Origin of the sequence: Peteryoungia aggregata LMG 23059 (assembly GCF_030814435.1) — a bacterium.
Classification (GTDB): domain Bacteria; phylum Pseudomonadota; class Alphaproteobacteria; order Rhizobiales; family Rhizobiaceae; genus Allorhizobium; species Allorhizobium aggregatum.
The window spans coordinates 267,964-287,706 of record NZ_JAUSUW010000005.1 but is presented as its reverse complement, the minus strand read 5'-3'; the positions used below and the strand labels follow the sequence as shown (position 1 = coordinate 287,706).

Genomic DNA, 19,743 nt, shown 5'->3' with positions numbered 1-19,743 from the left:
GAATAGGTCCTAGTGAGCCCCTGGGCCGGCAACCATAGCCATCACCGCCCCGACATCAATTGCCGCAGGCCGATTTTCTGTGACTTTTGCCGGTCTGCGGCTCTACCCTTTTGCAGAGGACGGCGCTAATGTCCGCGCAAATTCTATCAGCATTCTCGGAGCAAGACATGGCCGGTCACACCATTCCCCATTTCCAGAACGACGGCGGTCACCGCGTGATCGAAGTCGGCGTGAAGGAATTCATGTGCACCGGCGCTTCCGTGCCGTACGACCATCCGCACATCTTCATCGACATGGGACACGACAACGAAAAGGTCTGTTCCTATTGCTCGACACTTTATCGCTACAATCCAAGCCTGAAGGCTGAACAGACAAACCCGCCGGGCTGCGTCTTTCATATCAAGGCGGCGTGACCGCAGCGTCACGATCGACATAAATCCATGTCCATCAAGCACGCCGCCATCGTCGGAGCCGGGGTGGCGGGTCTGACATCTGCCCTTTCGCTCGCCGCCAAGGGCATCTCCAGCGACATCATCGAGCAGGCACCGCAACTCGGCGAAGTCGGTGCGGGCCTGCAGCTTTCACCGAATGCCACGCGGGTGCTCGACCAACTCGGCGTATTGCCCGAACTAGAGCGCCACTGGTTCGAGCCGGAGGCGATCAGTCTGGTGTCCGGCACGGACCTCCGACCTCTTGCCTCAGTGCCGGCTGGTGATTTCGCCAGAAAGCGCTGGGGTCATCCCTACGGCGTCCTGCATCGTTCGACGCTGCAGCAGGGGCTGCTGCGCGCCGTGCTGAACCAACCACTCTGCCGCCTGCATCTGGGCCACCGCGTGCAGGGCATCGGGCCAGATTCCATTGGCGCGATCACCGACAGGAAAGCCGATCTGGTGATCGGCGCAGACGGCGCGTGGTCAGTGGCCCGCGATTCGATTGCCGGCAGTCCGTCCGTCAGCTTCTCGGGCAATATTGCGTGGCGCTTCACCATCGACCAGGCCGCCGCGCCTGCATTCCTGTCGCGCGCCGGTGTGACGGCCTATCTGGGGGCCAAGGCACATCTGGTCAGTTATCCACTGCGGGAGATCGACGGCTTCAATCTCGTTGCAATTGCGGCTGGCACGAAGAGCGATGAAAGCTGGGCAATCGACGCCGACGCGGCTCGGCGCGCCATGTTGCTGGAACAGTTTTCCGGCTGGCATCGCGACATCCGGACAATTCTGTCGGGTGCCGACAGGCCCACTTTCTGGCCACTTTACCAAGCCTCGCAAGGCAACTGGCACAATGGACGAGACACGGTTCTGATCGGCGACGCGGCGCATGCGATGATGCCCTTCTCAGCCCAGGGCGCCGCCATGGCGATTGAAGATGCCTTCTCGCTCGCAGCCCACGTCGCCCGCGCGCCCCTGCCCTCCGCACTCGAAGCGTTCTCGATCGAGCGCAAGGCGCGGGCGGAACGGGTAAAGGCGCGCGGCGACTTCAACCGTTTTGCCTATCACGCCCGCGGTCCTTTCCGCATCGGGCGTGATATCGTGCTGTCGCTGCGACCACCCGAACGACTGGCCGCCGACCTGGACTGGCTCTACGGCCATCGGATCGGCGACTGAGGGCGAAAACCGTCAATCAGACGGCAGCCGCTGCGGCAAAGCCGCGTTCGAGGTCAGCGGTGATGTCCTCGACATTCTCAAGACCGATCTGCAGACGGATCACCGCGCCATCGGTTGGGCCCTTGCGGATCTTTCGGTCATCCAGATTGACGTGCACCGCCAGGCTCTCATAGCCACCCCAGGACCAGCCAAGCCCGAAGAGCTGCAGCGCATCGAGGAAGGCATGCGCCTTCGGCTTGATCTTTTCCCGGGACGGAGCCGGCAGGACGAAGGAGAAGACGCCACTCGCGCCCTTGAAGTCGCGCTTCCAAAGCGCGTGACCCGGGAAGCTCTCCAGGGCCGGATGCAACACACGCGCCACGTCATCGCGGGCTTCGAGCCAGCGGGCAACGGAGAGCGCGCTCTTGTAATGGTGCTCGAGCCGCAGCCCCATGGTGCGCAGGCCGCGCAGGATCTGGTAGCTGTCATCGGGGGCGCCGCAAATGCCAAGCGTGATGTTGGCCTCGCTCAGCGTCGGCCAGTGCTTTGCGTTCGCCGAGACCGTGCCCATCAGAATATCCGAATGGCCCGAGGGATATTTGGTCGCGGCGTGAATGGTCACGTCGGCACCGAAGTCGAGCGCCTTGAAATAGAGCGGCGTGGCCCAGGTGTTGTCTATGGTCACAACGCAATCGTGTTTGTGTGCCGCGTCGGAAATCGCTCGGATATCCTGCATTTCCATGGTGTTGGAGCCGGGCGCCTCGGTATGCACCAATTTGGTGTTGGGCCGGATCAGCCGCTCGATATCTGCGCCGATCTCAGGGTCGTAATTTTCTACCTCGACCCCGAGACGGGTGAGCATCGTGTCGCAGAAATGCCGGCACGGCGAATACACCGAATCGACGATCAGGGCATGATCCCCGGCCGAGAGGAAGGCCAGGAACGGCACAGTGATCGCGGCGAGCCCCGACGGGACGAGGATCGTGCCGGCCGAGCCTTCGAGCGCATCGATTGCGCGGCAGAGGGCATCAGTCGTCGGGGTACCGCGCGTGCCATAGGTATAGGGCTGCGACCGCGTTTCCATGGCCCGCGCATTGGGAAACAGCACCGTCGAGGCATGCACCACCGGCGGGTTGACGAACCCGTGGTAGTCGGTGGGTTCATAACCGACATGGCACAGCTTCGTGGAGGAGCCAGCGCTTGCCAGCCAGTCTTTCGATTTGCTCATGAATTCAGATTCCTAACGCTCGGGTCCGCTGTTTTTCGCCGCTGGGATCGCACGGGTCAAGCTGCACAATATTGTGATCGCGGGCGCATGTCTTGCAGCTTGGAGCGGCGGGGACTGTCGAAAAGGCGTCATTTTCATCACTTTAGGGCAAAAACCACACATTTTTGCCTATTTGGAGTGCGATTTTGGCAAAATCGCGCTTTTGTGGCCAATCTGCGGCATAAAGACTTGACCCTGCCAGCATTTGCGACTGAGATATGAAGGCTCGCACCGGGAGGCCGTGAGCCGACGTGCGCTGGTGGTTTCAGCAGCAAGCCGTCGCTGGCATACAACAAGAGAAAAAAGGTTGGGAAAAATGAACAACAAGTTCCTGTCAGCCGCCATCGGCGCTGCGGTCCTGGGTTTTGGCGCATCTGCCGCATCCGCTGCAACGCTCGATGACGTGAAGGCCAAGGGTTTCGTCCAGTGCGGCGTGAACACGGGTCTCGCCGGCTTTGCATCGCCGGACGCAGCCGGCAACTGGACCGGTTTCGACGTCGACTACTGCAAGGCTGTCGCGGCCGCCGTTTTCGGCGATGCCACGAAGGTCAAGTACACACCGACCACCGCACAGAGCCGCTTCACCGCGCTGCAGTCCGGCGAAGTCGACATGCTTGCCCGTAACACCACCTGGACCATCAGCCGCGACACCGCGCTCGGCTTCAACTTCCGCACCGTCAACTACTATGACGGCCAGGGCTTCATGGTCACCAAGGCGCTCAACGTCAAGTCGGCTCTCGAACTCTCGGGCGCTGCTGTCTGCGTGCAGTCCGGCACCACGACCGAACTCAACCTTGCCGACTACTTCAAGGCCAACAACCTTGAGTACAAGCCGGTCGTTTTCGAAAAGCTGGAAGAAGTCAACGCTGCCTACCAGGCTGGCCGTTGCGACGTTTACACGACCGACCAGTCGGGCCTGTATTCGCTGCGTCTGACGCTCACCAACCCGGACGAGCACGTCATTCTGCCGGAAATCATCTCCAAGGAGCCGCTTGGCCCGGCCGTTCGCCAGGGTGACGATCAGTGGTTCGACATAGTATCGTGGACGCACTACGCGCTCGTGACCGCTGAAGAGTTCGGCATCACCCAGGCAAACGTCGACGAAATCAAGTCGACCACGACCAACCCTGATATCAAGCGCTTCCTCGGCGCTGAAGCCGACACCAAGATCGGTACCGATCTCGGCGTCAGCAACGACTGGGCCTACAACATCATCAAGGGCGTCGGTAACTACGGCGAAATCTTCGAGCGCAACATCGGCGTCAACACCCCGCTCAAGATCGAGCGCGGCGTAAATGCCCTGTGGTCGAAGGGCGGCCTGCAGTACGCACCGCCGATCCGCTAAGATCCGGCTGACGTTTGCGAGGCGGCGAAAGCCGCCTCGCGCTTATCGGGACGACGGGTTCAGACCGGCACGGACGCTGCGGTCAGCAGCGCAATCAAAGAATGCCGGCTGTTTTCAAAAACAAGAACAGTTAAGGGCTCAAAGAAGCCCCGGGGATTTGGCACAGCATGACAGATCACGCCACCAGTATACCTGCCGGTGGGCAGAGCGTGGGCTCGCTGATCTACGATCCGAAAGCAAGATCGATCTTCTTTCAGGTCGCTACGATCGCCATCATGACGTTTATCGTCTGGACCATCGCGAACAACACCATCGAAAACCTCGCCCGGAGCAACACTGCGACGGGCTACGACTTCCTGAATGGCCGCGCCGGCTTCGACATCGGCCAGAGCCTGATCGCCTATACGGCGGATTCGACCTATGGCCGCGCCATTCTCGTCGGACTGCTGAACACGATCCTCGTGGCCGTAACGGGCATCATCACCGCAACGATCATCGGCTTCCTGATCGGCATTGGTCGATTGTCGAGAAATTGGCTCATTGCCAAGCTTTGCACGGTCTATGTGGAAGCTTTCCGCAACCTGCCGCCGCTGCTCGTCATCTTCTTCTGGTATTCTGGCGTGCTATCGACGCTGCCACAGCCGCGCGATTCCCTCGAACTGCCCTTCTCGACCTTCCTCAACAACCGTGGTCTGGCCTTCCCCAAGCCGATCTGGGGGGATGGCGCGGGGATCATCCCGATTGCGCTCCTGATCGGCATTGTCGCGACCATCGTCGTTGCACGCTGGGCCAAGGCCCGTCAGATGCGCACCGGCCAGATCTTCCCGACTGGATGGGTTGGCCTTGGACTGATCGTCGGCCTGCCGCTGATCGGATTCCTCGCCGCCGGTTCGCCGCTTACCTTCGACTACCCGGTCGCCAGCCGCTTCAACATGTCGGGTGGTGCAGTCATCGCGCCTGAGTTCGTGGCACTCTACCTCGCGCTCTCCTTCTACACCGCCGCCTTCATCGCGGAAATCATCCGCGCCGGCATCAAGGGCGTATCGAAGGGGCAGACCGAGGCGGCATCCGCCCTTGGCCTGCAGCCCTCGACCACGACGCGTCTCGTGATCGTGCCACAGGCGATGCGCATCATCATCCCGCCGCTGACAAGCCAGTATCTCAACCTGACGAAGAACTCGTCGCTCGGTGTGGCCGTCGGCTTCCCCGAACTGGTTTCGACTGGTGGGACGACGTTGAACCAGACTGGCCAGGCCATCGAGATCGTCTCGATCTGGCTCGTCGTCTATCTCTCCATCAGCATTGTGACCTCGCTCTTCATGAACTGGTTCAATGCCAGAATGGCCCTGGTGGAGCGTTGATCATGGCAAAAGAACTTTCCTATGTGCGCCAGGACATGCTGGCACCCCTCCCCGCCCCGACCTCCGATGGAAGCATCGGAGGCTGGATCCGCAAGAACCTGCTGGCCACGCCGAAAGACGTGGTCCTGACGCTCATCGGCCTTGGGGTTCTGGCGCTTATCCTGCCAGGTGCGCTGAACTTCCTGTTTCTCGACGCCGCCTGGTTCGGTGCCGACCGTGCGGTCTGTGCAACGATTGCCCAGGGCGGCGTTCAGCCGGATGGCTGGAAGGGTGCCTGCTGGGCATTCGTCGAAAGCCGATTCTCGCAGTTCATCTTTGGGCGCTATCCGCTCGAGGAGCGCTGGCGCGTCATTCTTGTCGGCGTGATGTTCGTGGCACTTCTTGTGCCGATGCTCATCCCGAAGGCACCGCGCAAGGGGCTGAATGCAGTCCTGCTGTTCATCGTCTTCCCGATCGTTGCCTTCTTCCTGCTGCATGGCGGCTTTGGCCTCTCGGAAGTCGAAACCCCGCTCTGGGGCGGCCTGATGGTCACGCTGATCCTGTCTTTCGTCGGGATCGCGGTGTCGCTGCCTCTCGGCATCCTGCTGGCGCTCGGGCGCCGGTCGGACATGCCGGTCATCAAGATGATCTGCGTCGTCTTCATCGAAGTGGTGCGCGGCGTACCTTTGATCACGGTCCTGTTCATGGCCAATGTGATGTTGCCGTTGTTCATGCCGACAGGCTGGACGATCGACAACTTCCTGCGCGCCCTGGTCGGCGTGTCGCTCTTTGCCTCAGCCTACATGGCGGAAGTGGTGCGCGGCGGCCTGCAGGCGATCCCGAAGGGTCAGTATGAAGGTGCGGATTCGCTCGGCCTGTCCTACTGGCAGAAGACCCGCCTGATCATCCTGCCGCAGGCGATCAAGCTGGTCATCCCGGGCATCGTCAACACCTTCATCGGCCTGTTCAAGGATACCTCGCTCGTGTCGATCATCGGCATGTTCGACCTCCTCGGCATCGTCCGCCTCAACTTCACCGATGCCAGCTGGGCAACCCCTGTGACACCGCTCACGGGTCTGATCTTCGCAGGCTTCGTATTCTGGATCTTCTGCTTCGGCATGTCGCGCTACTCCGCCTTCATGGAGCGGCACCTCGACACCGGCCACAAGCGCTAAGAACAAGGGGAACAAACATGGCTGAAGCCAATTCCGCTAAGAAGACCGTGTCGAGCACCGATATCGCGGTCGAACTGATCAAGATGAACAAGTGGTACGGAGACTTCCATGTTCTCCGCGACATCAATCTGAAGGTCATGAAGGGCGAGCGTATCGTCGTTGCGGGACCTTCGGGTTCTGGCAAGTCCACGATGATCCGCTGCATCAACCGCCTGGAAGAACACCAGACGGGCAATATCATCGTTGACAACATCGAACTGACAAACGACCTGAAGAAGATTGATGAAGTCCGTCGCGAAGTCGGCATGGTGTTCCAGCACTTCAACCTCTTCCCGCATCTCACAATCCTTGAAAACTGCACACTTGCCCCGATCTGGGTCCGCAAGATGCCGAAGAAGGATGCCGAGGAAATCGCGATGCACTTCCTGAAGCGCGTCAAGATCCCGGAACAGGCCAACAAGTATCCCGGACAGCTCTCCGGGGGCCAGCAGCAGCGTGTGGCGATTGCCCGTGCGCTCTGCATGAAGCCGAAGATCATGCTCTTCGACGAGCCGACTTCGGCTCTCGATCCGGAAATGGTCAAGGAAGTGCTCGACACCATGGTGGGGCTTGCCGAAGAAGGCATGACCATGATCTGCGTCACCCATGAAATGGGCTTCGCCCGTCAGGTCGCCGACCGCGTCATCTTCATGGACCAGGGCCAGATCGTCGAACAGAACTCGCCTGCCGAATTCTTCGACAATCCGCAGCACGAGCGCACCAAGCTCTTCCTCAGCCAGATCCTGCACTGAGATCAGGCACAGCACGACATGCAAGAGCCCGCCGCGTCCGTCGCGGCGGGCTTTTTTTGCGGCGATGACAATTCGGCTTGCCCGAGGTCAGGGACACCAAGTCTGCTGGCGTGCCATGCGCGGCTTGGCGAGACCCTCCGAGACGAGCAGGGACCCCAGGGAGCGGCCGTTGCGGGTGGCGACACGCAGGACCCCCGGTGTCGCATTGGCGGTTTCAGCCTTCAGGGTCTCGAGGTCGAACCGGCCGGAATTGAGGAGATCCCTGAGACGCACCTTGGCGGCAAATCCCCTGTCACGCTCCTGCTGGCATGCGGCTTCGTCCGTGCGCGGTGCTGCGATATCGGCAAGCACGATCCGCGTCTTTCTGTACCAGAAGGTGTCACCGCTCACGACGCAGTTGTCGAGACCGGACGTACCGCAGAAATAGAATTTCGCCTGGAAGTTCTCGCCGGTCAGCGGGCCCGAAGACACGGTCGGGACGGCTGGCCTCACGGCAGGAACAGCCGCCTTGACTACACCAACCTCGGTGGGCGGCACAGGCCCTTTCGCCACACTCACTGCCGTCCGCTCGTTCGCAGGCTTCTCTCGTCGCGGCTCCGGTTTTGTCTCAGATCCGGCGACGACCTTTCGGTCCGTTGCCAGGAGCGTTGCCATTTCCTTCAGGACCGCCTCGCGATTGTCATAGAGTGCGATCCCGCCCGCGACGACGGCGAGCGCGACAAGCCAGGTTCTCATGCCCTGGCTGCTGGAAGAGCGGGTCGACTTGCGGCGCTTGGCCGGCGAACGGCGGGAAGATGCGGTGCGACTGGACATGGTTAACCTCTCGTGAGCGGCATCATGACGCTCAAGGGTTTCCGAAAGGTTGGCGGAGGGGGAAAAACATCCGCCAGCAACGGATCAGAGGGGGTTTTGCGGCCCTTGCGGGATCGTGGCTTCAGGGCGGGTCTAGCAATGGCGATCACTGTTGGTGACGAACTGATAAAGAATTGCAAAGGTATATCCCTGATCGTTGGTCGGCCCCTGCTCCGCAGAAACATTTGAAAAATCAGTCGCCCCAGTCGCACCGCGAGTTGGTCTGTTCGACTCGTGCGGGGGGAGGGAGCGATAGGGAAGGCCAGGTTGCAGTTACCAAGGGCAAGGTCCAGGCGATTGAAAACACACTGAAGAGCAAGGGTTACAAATAGCCCCGCCGACATCCAACATTGGCCTCCTTCGGGAGGCCTTTTAGTGCCAGCCTCCTCAATATGGCCACAAACCATCAGGCGATCCGCGCCATCACGCGCGCGCTTATCGACCACATGCGACAGACGTAATCCACATCCAGGCTAAACTAGTCAAACCTCCAAGCTCAACAGGAGATGCGGATACTCTGTTAGAAGTAAAAATTGACTAATTTGCGTGCAATCGGTTGCCCTTACTCACGTTATGGTTTATTGACGGACACCTCTTTACGGGAGCTTAACCAATGGGCAGCAAGATTTTCTGGTATCAGGCACCTTCAAGCCGGAAAAAAATCCTCATGTGGCTATCTGTGTTTCGAGTAGTATTCATCGTTGCGGTCCTCGCATCGATCCTTCTTGGCACCTTTGGTGGAGGTGGCGCATCTCCCGCGGCGCAGCTGAGCGCTAGTGCTGCTGTCGGAGCAGCGGCTGCAGTTCTCGCGAAACTTGCCCACTTGATCTGATTATTGGTGGGCTGGGGATAATGCTGAATTCTAATTGGATTAATTTTCTGACCGTCCTTCTTTCGGTCTTCTCGATGATTGGCGTGTATTGGTACAGCGTCAGAGCGACAGGTCGCTACTTCCTGCCTGCCGAAGTTTTTCTAGGCCTGCTTGCGAACGTCCTAACGCTGTCTTGGATTACCTGCTTCCTGTTCAACACGCTGTACTCACTGGTGGCGAACTTGAAGCTTTGGACACCCGCAGTCGCGCAGACAGAAACGCCGGCGATTGAAGCTGGCTTGTCACTGGCGGGGAACGAAGTGACTGCGTTCCTTGTGTTCATCTACGCGTTCGTGATGATCGGTGGCGGGACGCTACGGAACATCAGAACTGCATGCGGCATCCCGCATCCCTGATGCTCATTCGAAAGGGAATTTCCATCGCTCAGCGGCGAGGCGTTGTCGCCGCCTCGTAGTAAGGAAGGATATGGCCTCGTCGTCCATTGCGCGCTTTAGGGAGCCAAGGCTAAAGCTTGAACGAGCAGCCCGCCACGCGAGCGAGCTCGAGTACATACTGAAGGACTTTGTCGGCCGAAGGCCGTTCGAAATGATCAACGTTGGGGAGATAGACGACTTCCCCGGCTGCTTCGGATACAAATTCGAACTGACAAAGCCATTCCCCGACGACGTTCCTCTCGCCCTGGGAGATTCCATCCACAATCTCAGGACATCGCTTGACCTTCTGGCCTGCGATCTCGTTCGGCTGAACGGAGCGAGTGCGAACAAGGTCTACTTCCCCTTCTCTCACGACAAGGAAGGCTTGGAGCACCAGATAAAGAACAAGAACTTCGACAGAGCAGCGGATGAAGTTGTAGAGCTTCTTCGCGGACTCAAACCATATAGGGCCGGGAACGTTCTCCTGCGGGCCCTTCATGATTTGGACTTGTTGGACAAGCACCAAATGATCATACCAGCCGTGACCGAAGCCATCGCGAATGTGGACATTGTAGCTATCGACGGGTCCATTCAGAGGCTGGAGCGCGCTCGGTTCCTAGGAAACTTTTGTGATCTCGTTTTGCCAATGGGTACAACTATCGAGCTTGGGGACGTCGCTCCCTCGATATCATTCGGCGAAGGAAGCCCAGAAATATTTCGCTTTCAGCCCGTTCTCGATTGTTTGCAGAAGATGGGGGACATGACATTAGGAATCGTAGAAATGTTCGAGCATCACGGCTTCGGCTGAGGCGCGGTGAATCGCAGGGCATGCGAAGCTCGATATAGACGTCTGCCGCAACTGCACGCGGCAGCATACTGCCAAATGAAATTCATACATAGACCTGAGAATCGGGTTGCACTAGCCTTCAGCGAAAGAGGAAGACCCACAAGGCGGCAAATGACCATTACCCCAGAAAAAAAATCCGTCCTCGGCTACGACGTCAGCGAGCTTGCGATAACAGAAATCATACTGCGCGACTTCGACAATTCGTGGGAATACTACAAATTCAACCTGGAAGAGCGCAGAGACATTATATCGCGCATCTACTCCTTCATCGGAATACCGCTGGCTGTATCTTCCATCTTTTTCTATCTGATCGACAACGGCTTGCTCCAGATCAAAGGCACCGAGATCAGCGACCACTACGGAATCCTCTTTGCGATTTCACTTGCGATGTTCGTGTATGGCGAACTCCAAGTTATAGCTCTAGCGCTTGAGAGCGGGGTATCCAGGGACTACTTGAACTTTCTGAACAACGTACGGAATTATGCAGGCGTTCATTCCAGCGAGCTGCAACCCTTCCTCAAGTTCAATAAGTACGAAAAGGGATTGGCCGCTTTCCTGAAACAGCGGAAGGATGGCGGCATTCAAGAATATAAAGATTTCTTGGGCAGTGCCGACTGGGTACGCAGCCAAGCGGATCCACCACCCCCCAAAAATGTGGTTGAGGGAATAGAGAAGCTGGTTCGAGATCTGAAGAGCTCGTACTGGCGGGCCTCAAGCGCGATCTTCGTGGTCTCTCTTTGCTTCACACTTTTAGTTCTGAGCATCGTTCTTTGGCGGCGCGATAGCGTCGGCGAAATCGAGTTGGTGATGATTGGGATCTTTGCCACGATTGTTGCATTCTTCGTCAACACTTACATCTTTCGGAGACTAGCGTTCGGGGCGCTTTTGCCGAGGAAGCCTGCAAAGGCCTCTGCGGCGGCCTGAGAGGCACTCACCTTCGTATTAGCGAGCACGCAGGACAGATGGAAGTTGGCATCAGCAAAGTCTTGGAGATCGAAAACACCCTAAAGAGCAAGGGTTGCAAATAGTCTCACTAGATCCAAAATCGGCCTTCTTCGGGAGGCCTTTCCATGTGCCATCTCTACACATCACAACGAAGCAGGAAGCGATCCGGGCCATCACAGGCCATACGCTGCCGTCACCAAGGCGCACAGATGAGTGACCAGCTTCACATCCGGGCGGAATCAGATTCGTTGAATTGATTGCGGGAATCAGGCTGACGGTCGGTCCAGTCCGGAATGAACCTCACATCCAGGCGGAATGGAGTCTCCAAACCTCACATCCGGGCGGAATCGCGTTGTGACAGTTTCAGGCCTCCTGGTTTCGAACAATGCGCCCTGCCAACTCCGCGACGATGATAACCACCCACAGCAGCTATGTGATGAACAAGCTTGGAGTGGATTCGGTTTTGATGTTCATGAACGGCAACGCAACCAAGTTAGCCGCGCTCGACACGGAAACCCGGGATTACTTCCTGAAACTGCCCGGATATGACACGCTGCGCCTAGTGCTCTCCAAGCGTGCGATCCTGGTCGAAGGGCCATCCGATGAGCTTATCGTCCAGAAAGCCTTTCATCGAAGGCATGGTAAGTTGCCCATTGAGGCAGGCGTCGATGTCATCAGTGTCAGTTCGCTCGCATTCAAACGCTTTCTGGAGATAGCCGACATACTGAAGATCAAGGTCGACGTGGTGACCGACAATGATGGCGACGTGAAACGGCTGCAGAAAAAATACGCTGATTATCTCAAGCACGAACACATCGCGATCCAGTACGACACCGACGAGAACGCGCGGACATTGGAGCCGCAAATTCTTAAGGCCAACGGCAGGGGCGTGTTGAATGACATCCTGGGCACCACATACGCGACGGATGAAGACCTGCTGAAGTTCATGCAGAACAACAAAACCGAGGTCGCTCTACGCCTCTTTGAAACCGATACAGAGTGGAACGTACCGGAGTATATCAGCCGTGCGGTCGCCTAACCGGATCGTCATTGCCGCTGCCGGTGGTGGAAAGACAACACGCATCGTCGACGAAGTGCTGGCGGATATCCGACGACCGAGAATGCCTGGCATCAGCGCAGGCAGGCATTTTACCTGGGCAACCGATTGCCAATTTCGCGGTCATGACAGGGGACCAGGGAAACTCGAACACGTTTTATCAAATCATAAGGGAGACGCGAGGTTCCGAGCCGAACAACGCTATGCTCGATGCCAAAACCCGGGTGCGGCTTGACAGTGGCTTTATCGGGAACAGCTTCGGCCTTGCGGTCGCTATCGCGGACCGATCCGCCCGTTATGGTTTCTCAAAGAAAGTGGTCAACAAGCGAATAGTCGCAACTGGAGCCCTCCTTGAAAAACATCAGGGAGAGGTCGAGGCAATCGATCATTTCCTGGACAAGATCGCCGTTGTTCAGCACTTCCGCTCCATAATCCCCAAGGGGTCGTTGTTCATATTCCCTCTGAAGAACCTGGCGACTGACGACACGCGCGTTGCTGGCGCACTCAAGCAGTTGGAAGAGTCTGGAATAGAATACCGAGCAGTCGCACATATCAATGAGTTGAACGACCTGTTTCCCGGCTTGTCCGGTGAGGTCGACGTTGATGAGAAGACAGCTGCTGAATCGCCAGAGGAGCCAAATCAGGTGCCACCTGATAGTATCTCCTCGCGCCCGGCGGAGGATGCAAGCGACGCGCGGACGGGGGCGCTGCGTGCAGCAGTTGACGCATTAAACGCAACAGAGCCACGGTCAGTGCAAAACCTGGCGGACGCTCGAATGGCTATGACCAGCTTTGACGAAAGCAGGGAGGATGTCACTGGTCTGAAGCAACTGATATCGAGCGGCGATAATGCCCGTTCGCGGATCGAGGAAAGCAATCGTCGAATAGCTGACTTCGACCGACTGCTATCTTCATGGACGGTGAATGAGGCCGACGGTCAAAGGGCGACCGAAGCCATGGCCAGCTATCGGAATCTAGAGGCATTCGATCTTTCTAGGATGGAAGAGGACCACGGGGATGATGTAAAGACGGCCCAGAGGCTGGAGCAGCTAATAGTCGAAAGCGACCAGCGGGTCAGCAGGGTACCATTGAGAGAGTCGTCGACAACGAAAAGTCTCTCTCCCGCTGACGACATTCTGGAGGCTGAAGAGTTTGTTGGCCACGTGACCGCTGCCGTCAAATGGTCAGATCGGGATATTGTCGATCAGTTCGGCTGGGAGGACATGGACCTGACACCGCATCGGGCGGGGATGGAAAGTTGGGGGTATCGATCTGCCGATGTCTTCACGAGGTGGAGTCCCGATGAATTGGGAATCAACCTCGTCATTGCCCAGCAACTGGACGAGCTATCCCAGGAAATCTGGCATGTTCATCCCGACCTCGTCATTGCACTTGGCCTCGTACAGGAAGGTGATCGCTGGTTCAGACCAGCTGAAGGTTGGGCAGAGGTTATACGCCTAAAGCGCGGTGACGATGGAAAGCCCAACCTTGTCGAAATAAAATCTGAGTTTCTCATGGACTACCTTGTCGCGCGCGACATGTCATTGTTTTGCTCAAGCTACAGTGAGCGAATTGTCGTTACTGCCACCGACCCCGGTTATAACTGGCCCAATGAGAAGTACGAGGAAGAGCGTGGCCGCGACAAATTGGAAGCGTTCACCAGGCCTCAGGAATACGGCTATCCCGAGGGCGCGTTTTTCACTCTTGGCGCAATCTGGCGCACAGAGTGGGTCGAACCGGGAAAGGTCAGTATTCGGATCAGAGGCGACGAAGACCCTCATGAGAGTACATTCGCGCTGGATCACCAAGGACACCGAGTTCCGGTCAGCAAGCTTCACCGGTCAATGACCTGGCTGTACTTTAAACCTGAATTGGCCCTTGCTCTCCAGCGTTATCGTGGGGGTAGACTGCATTGGCATAGCCAAGAAACTGGCGCTCTAGGCGCAACCAGGTCAACGCTCCATTTTGGAGTGAACGGCCTTGGACTTATAACCGTATTTGCCAAGGATGTCGGCGACCTACACGGGTGGGAGCGGCGTGTCTGGAGCGCCCACAATGCTACACCCGAGGGAGGCGTATGTGACGAGCTATTTTCGGCGCAAATGCAATGCGTGCCTGCTGACACGACTGCGCCGGAAACCGAGATTGCGCCGAGCCTTGACCGTCTGAGCGCAGTATTCGAGGATCGCTACGGCTCGAAGTTACTGCGCGACCACGACACGGTAGAAGCACTGCTGCGTCGTGCGCATCGCTTCCAGGCAGCCGAAGAGGCTGGACTGCTCGCGCTATCTAAAGATTTAACTAGACTGTTTTTGGAGCGGGTGAATGTCGATGAAGTGCTTTCGCAAATCTCCAACAAGGCACCCAAGGAGAAGCTCGGCTCCCTTAAATCACTGGAGAGACTGCTGGCAGAGATTGTGGCACCTGACGAGGCCCGTACAATCATGGGACCACTGTCCGGTATCTACGACCTTCGATCAGCTGATGCACATCTCGGAACCAGCAAGATTGAAAGCGCTATGATGCGAGCTGGCATCGATGACCAGGAACCTGAGGCAATCCAGGGCCGAAGACTGATCCAAAGCTTTGTCGACAGCATAAACCGAATTTCGGACACCATCGCAAAACCTCATGCTGCGAGCGCTGACCATTGAAACCGATGACGCTGATCAGCAAGTGGGTTGTTTGCCCCGACGCCGATGACGCAGCGAAGTAGTCGCTATAACTTCGCGTCGGATTCAGGGAGCGTCAGCCTAGAAAATCTGGTGCTCGACCTCACGACCTGAGAGCAAAACAACTTGTTTTTGATTCGGGATTAATTGAGGTTTGTCCGCTTGGATGTGAAGCTCGAAAATGAGTGGCGATCCCTGTAGGGCTCGAACCTACGACCTAGTGCTTAGAAGGCACTTGCTCTATCCAGCTGAGCTAAGGGACCGTCTGTCAGGCCGCCGTCAGCGGCGAAGGCGGATCAATGGGTCCAGGGCTGCAGGCGGCTGTAGCGGAAGTTGTCGGTGTAGGAGACAACCTGACGCTTGGCTTCCTTTGGCTGGATCACGCGGTATTCGATGCCTTCGCGCTTGGCATAGGCTTCGGCCTGCTCAAGCGTTTCGAAGGTGAGCTTGATCTGCTGGCGTGTATCGCCGGAGGTGGTGTAGCCCATCATCGGGTCGATCTTGCGCGGCGCGGACTGGTCGAATTCCAGAACCCAGAGATGGGTCTTTGCCTTGCCTGACTGCATGGCGGTTTTCGCGGGGCGGTAGATCTTCGCAGACATGGTCTCATCCATCTCCAAGACTTTAACGGCAAGGCAGCCTGCCGCCGGACACCCGGCTCACCGTTTCCGGCAAACCTTTTACTGCTTGGTCGGAGTGGAGAGATTCGAAATCATCCCCGCCATTGAAAAACAATGACTTTTTCCGCTTTTTGTAACGTTGTGACGCGCTACAAACCGACCTTCTGTTGTGCCGATATATCCCGTGTATTCGGGCCGCGCAATAGGCTGTGCGACCTAAAACATGAAACTGCTCTCGGGCTTTTTGTCCTCGCACAGCAGCACGGTTTCCCAGTCAATGACTTGGGCACTACCGACTAGAACCGGAGGTCTACCTCTTAAATAGTAATTACCTTGCTTCTTGAGGTCTTTTTCGAGAAGCTCGGCCACATGAATCAGACAGTCAGAAAAATCACATCGCTCAAATGAGTATGCATAATCCTGGGCCCTATTGAGAGCGATCAACGATGAGACAGATATGATTTCACATCCTGCGAAACTGCAAAGGTGGAAACGATCGTCTACGCTAATCGCCCATCTTCTAATTTCAACTCGATGAAATTTTACGTCACTTAAATCTTCTAAGTTGTAATGAACATCGTATCCGAAGATCCCGCCTCGGTATCGGACAGAGCTGAATCCGGGAATATAGCTCCAGAATACTTCATCATCATCATCATAGGGGCCTTGCTCGTATTCTTGACTTGTGCAGTCGAAGTATATATCGCGCCCAGTGTTAATTCCCTTCTCTTCCCCCGCTCGCATTACACCCGACAATTTCGGCCGATGGCGGTTACTGTGATTGCGTTGCATATTGTCTTCAACAAAATCCGCGAGTAGATTCATCGCCTGCCAAGCATAATCCTCGTCGGGACCGACAACTAGCACACCCAGCGTCACTATGCCGGCCGAGACGTGCGCAGGCTTTTCGCCTTCAGCGAGCAACTTCGCGCCTTCTTGCAGAAGCTTGGCCCGCCCTTCGCTCTCAGACTGATCTGCTTGGCGGGTATTGATCGAGCCCCTCCATGCCACGGTGCAAAAGGTCACCATTGCGAAGAGCGCCACTCCGAACGGGGCGAGTGCTTGCGCTAGCTTAACGTCGCCGTCGCCATCGAAACCATCCGCGAAAATGTGGAGAAATGCCGATACTATTGCAACAGCGGTAAAAATGGCGGTCGAGATCGCGAGAACATACCACTGGTTCTCAGTAATCTGCGGCCGATCTCCAACGGCGCCCGCTTCTTTTGGCTTTGATTTCGCGCCCGCCATGATCCCCATCCGGCTCAATACAACGGGGAGCATCCTATGTGAGAAAGCCCGGCGAAAGATATCGCCGGACTTCCATTGGTCACAGTTATTCGTAAAAGCTGCGCCAACTCTCAGGCGCAACCCTTCCGGTCTGCACCAAGGCGTAATGGATCGCCTTGTCGCGGGCTTCGTCATCAGGGCCATCAATGGCCCTGAGCCTCCGGATAAGCGCGTGGAAGCGGTCGTCTTGGATGAATGTCTCGGGGATAACTACTCCGGGGCGGTGGACGGCACTCATTCTGTCATCCCCTTGCCGCTGCTTCGAGCTTAGCGAGTTCGCGCTCGCCCGCCAATTGACTTGCAAGCATCTTCTCGCGCTCGTCAGGCGTTTCGGCCGGGCGATAGAGTTCGTCCCGGCCTGCCACGCGGGCGTAAGCCATAATCAGCCTCCCCAATTCAACCAGCTCGCAACCCGTGAGGATCGGATCGTCCAGCCCCTCAAGGAAATCCGACGCCTCTCCATCTCTCAAAATCTGGGCATCTGCGAAGTCGCAGGCATTCAGGGCGTAATCAACGCAATCGATCAGCCCCTCAACCGTCGCCTCCTCTGCCCGGTCCCCGAAGTTGCGTCCGAAGAAGTTGTTCTTCAGGTAGCGACGGAAGTGTTCATGTGGTGATGACTTCATGTTATAAACTCCTCGGCCTTAGGCCATTCGATGTTGATCTCTAGTCTTCGTTCGAAACCCTGTCGGGGCGGCGGCAACCGCCCCGACAGGCAGTAAGGTGATTGACTAATCACCCGTTGGCCTTCCATTGCTGGAAGGCCCAGCGCACCTGCTTTTTTAGCTGATAGCGCATCTTCTTAAGCCGCTCGATCTCGTCCAGATCGCGAGGCTTCCTCGCTTCGACTTCTCTAAGCCGGGCTTCGATTTCCTGTTGCTTATATGCAGAAACAGCGTCGGCAAGCTCACTCGCCGCATCAATCAGGACACTGATTACTAGCTCTGCTTTCCCCAGCGAGTTGCCAGCAGCAAGCAGATCTTCCTCAACCAGTGCGTCCGGATCGTCGGGAACAATCCCGGAGTCATCGTCAAACTCGAACCATCGGCTGCCCAACACCGCAGCACGCCAATTGAGTTCATCCCCCCGCTCCCGCAGGAAGTCGCAAAATGGGGTCCGGAGGTCCGGTGCCGACATGTCACGGACCCTAGTCCGTCTATCTCGCTCGCGCTTCCGCTGTTCTCGTTTGTAGTCGGCCCACGTTTTTCTTGGCATGTTGACCTCCGCTCTTGTTGGACCTTTTCGTCCAAAATCGTTGGACTTTCAAGTCCAATCCGGAGTCCAATCTAGCGTTCAGAACTTGACCTCAGCTTCCGAAGCCAGCCGCCGGACCTCATTTTGTCTCCTACGGCGCTCGGCTCGTGCGGCGCTTTCAGCCTTTCGGTCCTCATCGGACATTTGGTCACGACGACGCTTTTGTGCTTCCCTCACCTGCTGCTTGCGCGTCTCAATTGGGTCAGCGCTACGCTTTGCCGCGCCATATTCGCGAACCGGACGGCCTTCGGTGTGAAACTTTTCGGCGGCATACTCATCCCGCCTCTTCTTGTTGTAGGCGTCCCTGCCCTCCTTCGCCCGATAGGCGTCGATCGCTCCCATGGCCTGGGCGGTATGGCCGTGCTTTTTGTTAAGAGCCTTCAAGGCCTGAGCTTCGGGAGAGTTGGCGCGTGCGCGTGCTGCTTCAATTGCGGGACTGCTTGCGCCCGAAGCGTTACCTGTCGGAAGCGCCAGAAGATCCGCCCGATTTTCCGGCACAACTTCAAATTCTGTTGCGAACAGTTCGGCTGAAAGTGCATCGAGTTCACCCAAGATCTCGGCTTCCACGGCGAGCGGAAGCGAGCTTGGCCGTAAGCGAGCAACACCGCCATTGTTCAATAATTCTTTACAATCTTCATCGTTTTTAGTATTCATAGCGAACAGTCCTTGAACTCAATCCCTCGGTGTGGAAGTGCCGGGGGATTTCTTTATTGAGCGGCCTTCTCGATCAGAGCGGCGAAATCCTCCGCTAGATCAGGCGGGAATGGGGTCGGCCCCGAAGCAAATGGAATGCTGATCCGAATGCCGGTTCCCTGCCGGGACACATCAAAATCGTGATCCATATTGATGGTATGCGCGGCTTCCGTGCCATCGACCACACCTCGAATTGTTCGGGCTAGAACGCGCGCACCGACAAGCGAAAAGCTGACTTCCTTGCCGGGAGAGATTGAAACCCTCACTTCATCCCTTTGCCGCTGCACGGTAATGCCGGGGATATCGTCGGGGATCAGTCCCAATCTAATCTTTTCCCGGATGAGTTCTGAAATCACACCAGCATTGGAAAGGTTGAGAGCAGCGCCAATAGCCTTCAACTGCTCAAGACGACGTGGATCGATACGGACATTGATGGGGGGCAGCGACATGGATTCTCCTAAGGTTTTTAATATTAGGATACATAACACATATACGCGTATATGTCTAGGAATTCCGGATGCGGTATGTCCGTCATCATTTTCGTTCGTATATACCGCAACTATAAACTCTTATAAGAAACATATAAAATATTACGCGAAAATGATGACGGGCACATAAGCGCCCATTACTCGCGCCTCCGGCGCTCGCCTGCGCGGCCTCCGGCCTTGCCGCGCCTAACGGCGCGTTTGTTTCTGAAGCATCTTCCCGTCCCTCTCCCGGCAAAGAATGTAGTGCCTTCAGGTGAACGCATCCCATAGCTGAGAGAGAAG

General features: G+C 57.0%; 20 protein-coding genes and 1 tRNA gene. 12 read left to right on the top strand and 9 right to left on the bottom strand.

Going from position 1 to position 19,743, the window contains the following annotated elements; translation table 11 throughout:
- Positions 1-167 precede the first annotated feature (167 nt).
- Positions 168-413, top strand: coding sequence for a zinc-finger domain-containing protein (locus tag J2045_RS10755; protein WP_076396256.1), 246 nt, complete (start codon positions 168-170; stop codon positions 411-413).
- A gap of 27 nt (positions 414-440) precedes the next feature.
- On the top strand, positions 441-1,604 hold the full coding sequence (locus J2045_RS10750) for an FAD-dependent monooxygenase (protein ID WP_307372542.1): 1,164 nt from the start codon (positions 441-443) through the stop codon (positions 1,602-1,604).
- A 16-nt stretch (positions 1,605-1,620) separates the two neighbouring features.
- Here the strand turns inward: J2045_RS10750 and J2045_RS10745 are convergent, their stop codons facing one another.
- Positions 1,621-2,811 carry a cystathionine beta-lyase gene (locus J2045_RS10745; RefSeq protein ID WP_307372541.1) on the bottom strand — a complete coding sequence of 397 codons (1,191 nt, stop codon included), beginning with the start codon at positions 2,809-2,811 and terminating at the stop codon, positions 1,621-1,623.
- Between the two features lie 355 nt (positions 2,812-3,166).
- On the opposite strand from J2045_RS10745, the gene J2045_RS10740 reads away from it, so the two are divergent.
- The 4 genes from J2045_RS10740 to J2045_RS10725 all read left to right on the top strand — a co-directional run bounded on the left by J2045_RS10740 (position 3,167) and on the right by J2045_RS10725 (position 7,501).
- Entirely contained in the window at positions 3,167-4,195 is a 1,029-nt protein-coding gene (locus J2045_RS10740; protein ID WP_307372539.1) for an amino acid ABC transporter substrate-binding protein, read from the top strand.
- A 167-nt stretch (positions 4,196-4,362) separates the two neighbouring features.
- Complete coding sequence (locus tag J2045_RS10735) at positions 4,363-5,556, top strand: amino acid ABC transporter permease (protein ID WP_307372537.1); 1,194 nt, start codon at positions 4,363-4,365, stop codon at positions 5,554-5,556.
- 2 nt (positions 5,557-5,558) lie between these two features.
- Positions 5,559-6,710, top strand: a complete 1,152-nt coding sequence (locus tag J2045_RS10730) for an amino acid ABC transporter permease (protein ID WP_370873077.1) — start codon at positions 5,559-5,561, stop codon at positions 6,708-6,710.
- A gap of 17 nt (positions 6,711-6,727) precedes the next feature.
- Complete coding sequence (locus J2045_RS10725; RefSeq protein WP_166599401.1) at positions 6,728-7,501, top strand: amino acid ABC transporter ATP-binding protein; 774 nt, start codon at positions 6,728-6,730, stop codon at positions 7,499-7,501.
- A gap of 87 nt (positions 7,502-7,588) precedes the next feature.
- Here the strand turns inward: J2045_RS10725 and J2045_RS10720 are convergent, their stop codons facing one another.
- Positions 7,589-8,314 carry a nuclease gene (locus J2045_RS10720; protein WP_307372534.1) on the bottom strand — a complete coding sequence of 242 codons (726 nt, stop codon included), beginning with the start codon at positions 8,312-8,314 and terminating at the stop codon, positions 7,589-7,591.
- A gap of 652 nt (positions 8,315-8,966) precedes the next feature.
- On the opposite strand from J2045_RS10720, the gene J2045_RS10715 reads away from it, so the two are divergent.
- The 6 genes from J2045_RS10715 (at position 8,967) to J2045_RS10690 (ending at position 15,101) form a co-directional block, all read left to right on the top strand.
- A complete protein-coding gene (locus J2045_RS10715) occupies positions 8,967-9,185 on the top strand; it encodes a hypothetical protein (protein ID WP_307372532.1) in 219 nt (72 codons plus the stop codon).
- A 20-nt stretch (positions 9,186-9,205) separates the two neighbouring features.
- Positions 9,206-9,580 carry a hypothetical protein gene (locus J2045_RS10710; protein ID WP_307372529.1) on the top strand — a complete coding sequence of 125 codons (375 nt, stop codon included), beginning with the start codon at positions 9,206-9,208 and terminating at the stop codon, positions 9,578-9,580.
- 70 nt (positions 9,581-9,650) lie between these two features.
- A complete protein-coding gene (locus J2045_RS10705; RefSeq protein WP_307372527.1) occupies positions 9,651-10,406 on the top strand; it encodes a hypothetical protein in 756 nt (251 codons plus the stop codon).
- A 150-nt stretch (positions 10,407-10,556) separates the two neighbouring features.
- Positions 10,557-11,369 (top strand): hypothetical protein, encoded by an 813-nt coding sequence (locus J2045_RS10700; RefSeq protein WP_307372524.1) that lies wholly within the window; start codon positions 10,557-10,559, stop codon positions 11,367-11,369.
- Between the two features lie 457 nt (positions 11,370-11,826).
- Positions 11,827-12,429, top strand: coding sequence for an ATP-dependent endonuclease (locus J2045_RS10695; protein ID WP_307372521.1), 603 nt, complete (start codon positions 11,827-11,829; stop codon positions 12,427-12,429).
- 11 nt (positions 12,430-12,440) lie between these two features.
- The gene (locus J2045_RS10690) at positions 12,441-15,101 is read left to right on the top strand and encodes a hypothetical protein (RefSeq protein ID WP_307372518.1); all 2,661 of its coding nucleotides are present in this window, start codon (positions 12,441-12,443) and stop codon (positions 15,099-15,101) included.
- Between the two features lie 204 nt (positions 15,102-15,305).
- Here the strand turns inward: J2045_RS10690 and J2045_RS10685 are convergent.
- The 7 genes from J2045_RS10685 to J2045_RS10655 all read right to left on the bottom strand — a co-directional run bounded on the left by J2045_RS10685 (position 15,306) and on the right by J2045_RS10655 (position 19,422).
- Positions 15,306-15,382: transfer RNA gene (locus tag J2045_RS10685), tRNA-Arg, on the bottom strand.
- A gap of 33 nt (positions 15,383-15,415) precedes the next feature.
- On the bottom strand, positions 15,416-15,721 hold the full coding sequence (locus tag J2045_RS10680; RefSeq protein ID WP_166599403.1) for an ETC complex I subunit: 306 nt from the start codon (positions 15,719-15,721) through the stop codon (positions 15,416-15,418).
- A gap of 234 nt (positions 15,722-15,955) precedes the next feature.
- Positions 15,956-16,987, bottom strand: coding sequence for a hypothetical protein (locus tag J2045_RS10675; protein WP_307372516.1), 1,032 nt, complete (start codon positions 16,985-16,987; stop codon positions 15,956-15,958).
- A gap of 281 nt (positions 16,988-17,268) precedes the next feature.
- A complete protein-coding gene (locus tag J2045_RS10670; protein ID WP_307372513.1) occupies positions 17,269-17,652 on the bottom strand; it encodes a hypothetical protein in 384 nt (127 codons plus the stop codon).
- A 109-nt stretch (positions 17,653-17,761) separates the two neighbouring features.
- Positions 17,762-18,163, bottom strand: coding sequence for a hypothetical protein (locus J2045_RS10665; protein ID WP_307372509.1), 402 nt, complete (start codon positions 18,161-18,163; stop codon positions 17,762-17,764).
- Between the two features lie 156 nt (positions 18,164-18,319).
- Positions 18,320-18,934 carry a hypothetical protein gene (locus J2045_RS10660; RefSeq protein ID WP_307372506.1) on the bottom strand — a complete coding sequence of 205 codons (615 nt, stop codon included), beginning with the start codon at positions 18,932-18,934 and terminating at the stop codon, positions 18,320-18,322.
- Between the two features lie 53 nt (positions 18,935-18,987).
- Positions 18,988-19,422, bottom strand: a complete 435-nt coding sequence (locus tag J2045_RS10655; protein ID WP_307372503.1) for a hypothetical protein — start codon at positions 19,420-19,422, stop codon at positions 18,988-18,990.
- Positions 19,423-19,743: the final 321 nt, after the last annotated feature.

Bases quoted from the DNA above. Each gene is read 5' to 3' on its own strand.
- J2045_RS10755 (WP_076396256.1), top strand. From the start codon at position 168: ATGGCCGGTCACACCATTCCCCATTTCCAGAACGACGGCGGTCACCGC.
- J2045_RS10750 (WP_307372542.1), top strand. From the start codon at position 441: ATGTCCATCAAGCACGCCGCCATCGTCGGAGCCGGGGTGGCGGGTCTG.
- J2045_RS10745 (WP_307372541.1), bottom strand. From the start codon at position 2,811: ATGAGCAAATCGAAAGACTGGCTGGCAAGCGCTGGCTCCTCCACGAAG.
- J2045_RS10740 (WP_307372539.1), top strand. From the start codon at position 3,167: ATGAACAACAAGTTCCTGTCAGCCGCCATCGGCGCTGCGGTCCTGGGT.
- J2045_RS10735 (WP_307372537.1), top strand. From the start codon at position 4,363: ATGACAGATCACGCCACCAGTATACCTGCCGGTGGGCAGAGCGTGGGC.
- J2045_RS10730 (WP_370873077.1), top strand. From the start codon at position 5,559: ATGGCAAAAGAACTTTCCTATGTGCGCCAGGACATGCTGGCACCCCTC.
- J2045_RS10725 (WP_166599401.1), top strand. From the start codon at position 6,728: ATGGCTGAAGCCAATTCCGCTAAGAAGACCGTGTCGAGCACCGATATC.
- J2045_RS10720 (WP_307372534.1), bottom strand. From the start codon at position 8,314: ATGTCCAGTCGCACCGCATCTTCCCGCCGTTCGCCGGCCAAGCGCCGC.
- J2045_RS10715 (WP_307372532.1), top strand. From the start codon at position 8,967: ATGGGCAGCAAGATTTTCTGGTATCAGGCACCTTCAAGCCGGAAAAAA.
- J2045_RS10710 (WP_307372529.1), top strand. From the start codon at position 9,206: ATGCTGAATTCTAATTGGATTAATTTTCTGACCGTCCTTCTTTCGGTC.
- J2045_RS10705 (WP_307372527.1), top strand. From the start codon at position 9,651: ATGGCCTCGTCGTCCATTGCGCGCTTTAGGGAGCCAAGGCTAAAGCTT.
- J2045_RS10700 (WP_307372524.1), top strand. From the start codon at position 10,557: ATGACCATTACCCCAGAAAAAAAATCCGTCCTCGGCTACGACGTCAGC.
- J2045_RS10695 (WP_307372521.1), top strand. From the start codon at position 11,827: ATGAACAAGCTTGGAGTGGATTCGGTTTTGATGTTCATGAACGGCAAC.
- J2045_RS10680 (WP_166599403.1), bottom strand. From the start codon at position 15,721: ATGTCTGCGAAGATCTACCGCCCCGCGAAAACCGCCATGCAGTCAGGC.
- J2045_RS10675 (WP_307372516.1), bottom strand. From the start codon at position 16,987: ATGGCGGGCGCGAAATCAAAGCCAAAAGAAGCGGGCGCCGTTGGAGAT.
- J2045_RS10670 (WP_307372513.1), bottom strand. From the start codon at position 17,652: ATGAAGTCATCACCACATGAACACTTCCGTCGCTACCTGAAGAACAAC.
- J2045_RS10665 (WP_307372509.1), bottom strand. From the start codon at position 18,163: ATGTCGGCACCGGACCTCCGGACCCCATTTTGCGACTTCCTGCGGGAG.
- J2045_RS10660 (WP_307372506.1), bottom strand. From the start codon at position 18,934: ATGAATACTAAAAACGATGAAGATTGTAAAGAATTATTGAACAATGGC.
- J2045_RS10655 (WP_307372503.1), bottom strand. From the start codon at position 19,422: ATGTCGCTGCCCCCCATCAATGTCCGTATCGATCCACGTCGTCTTGAG.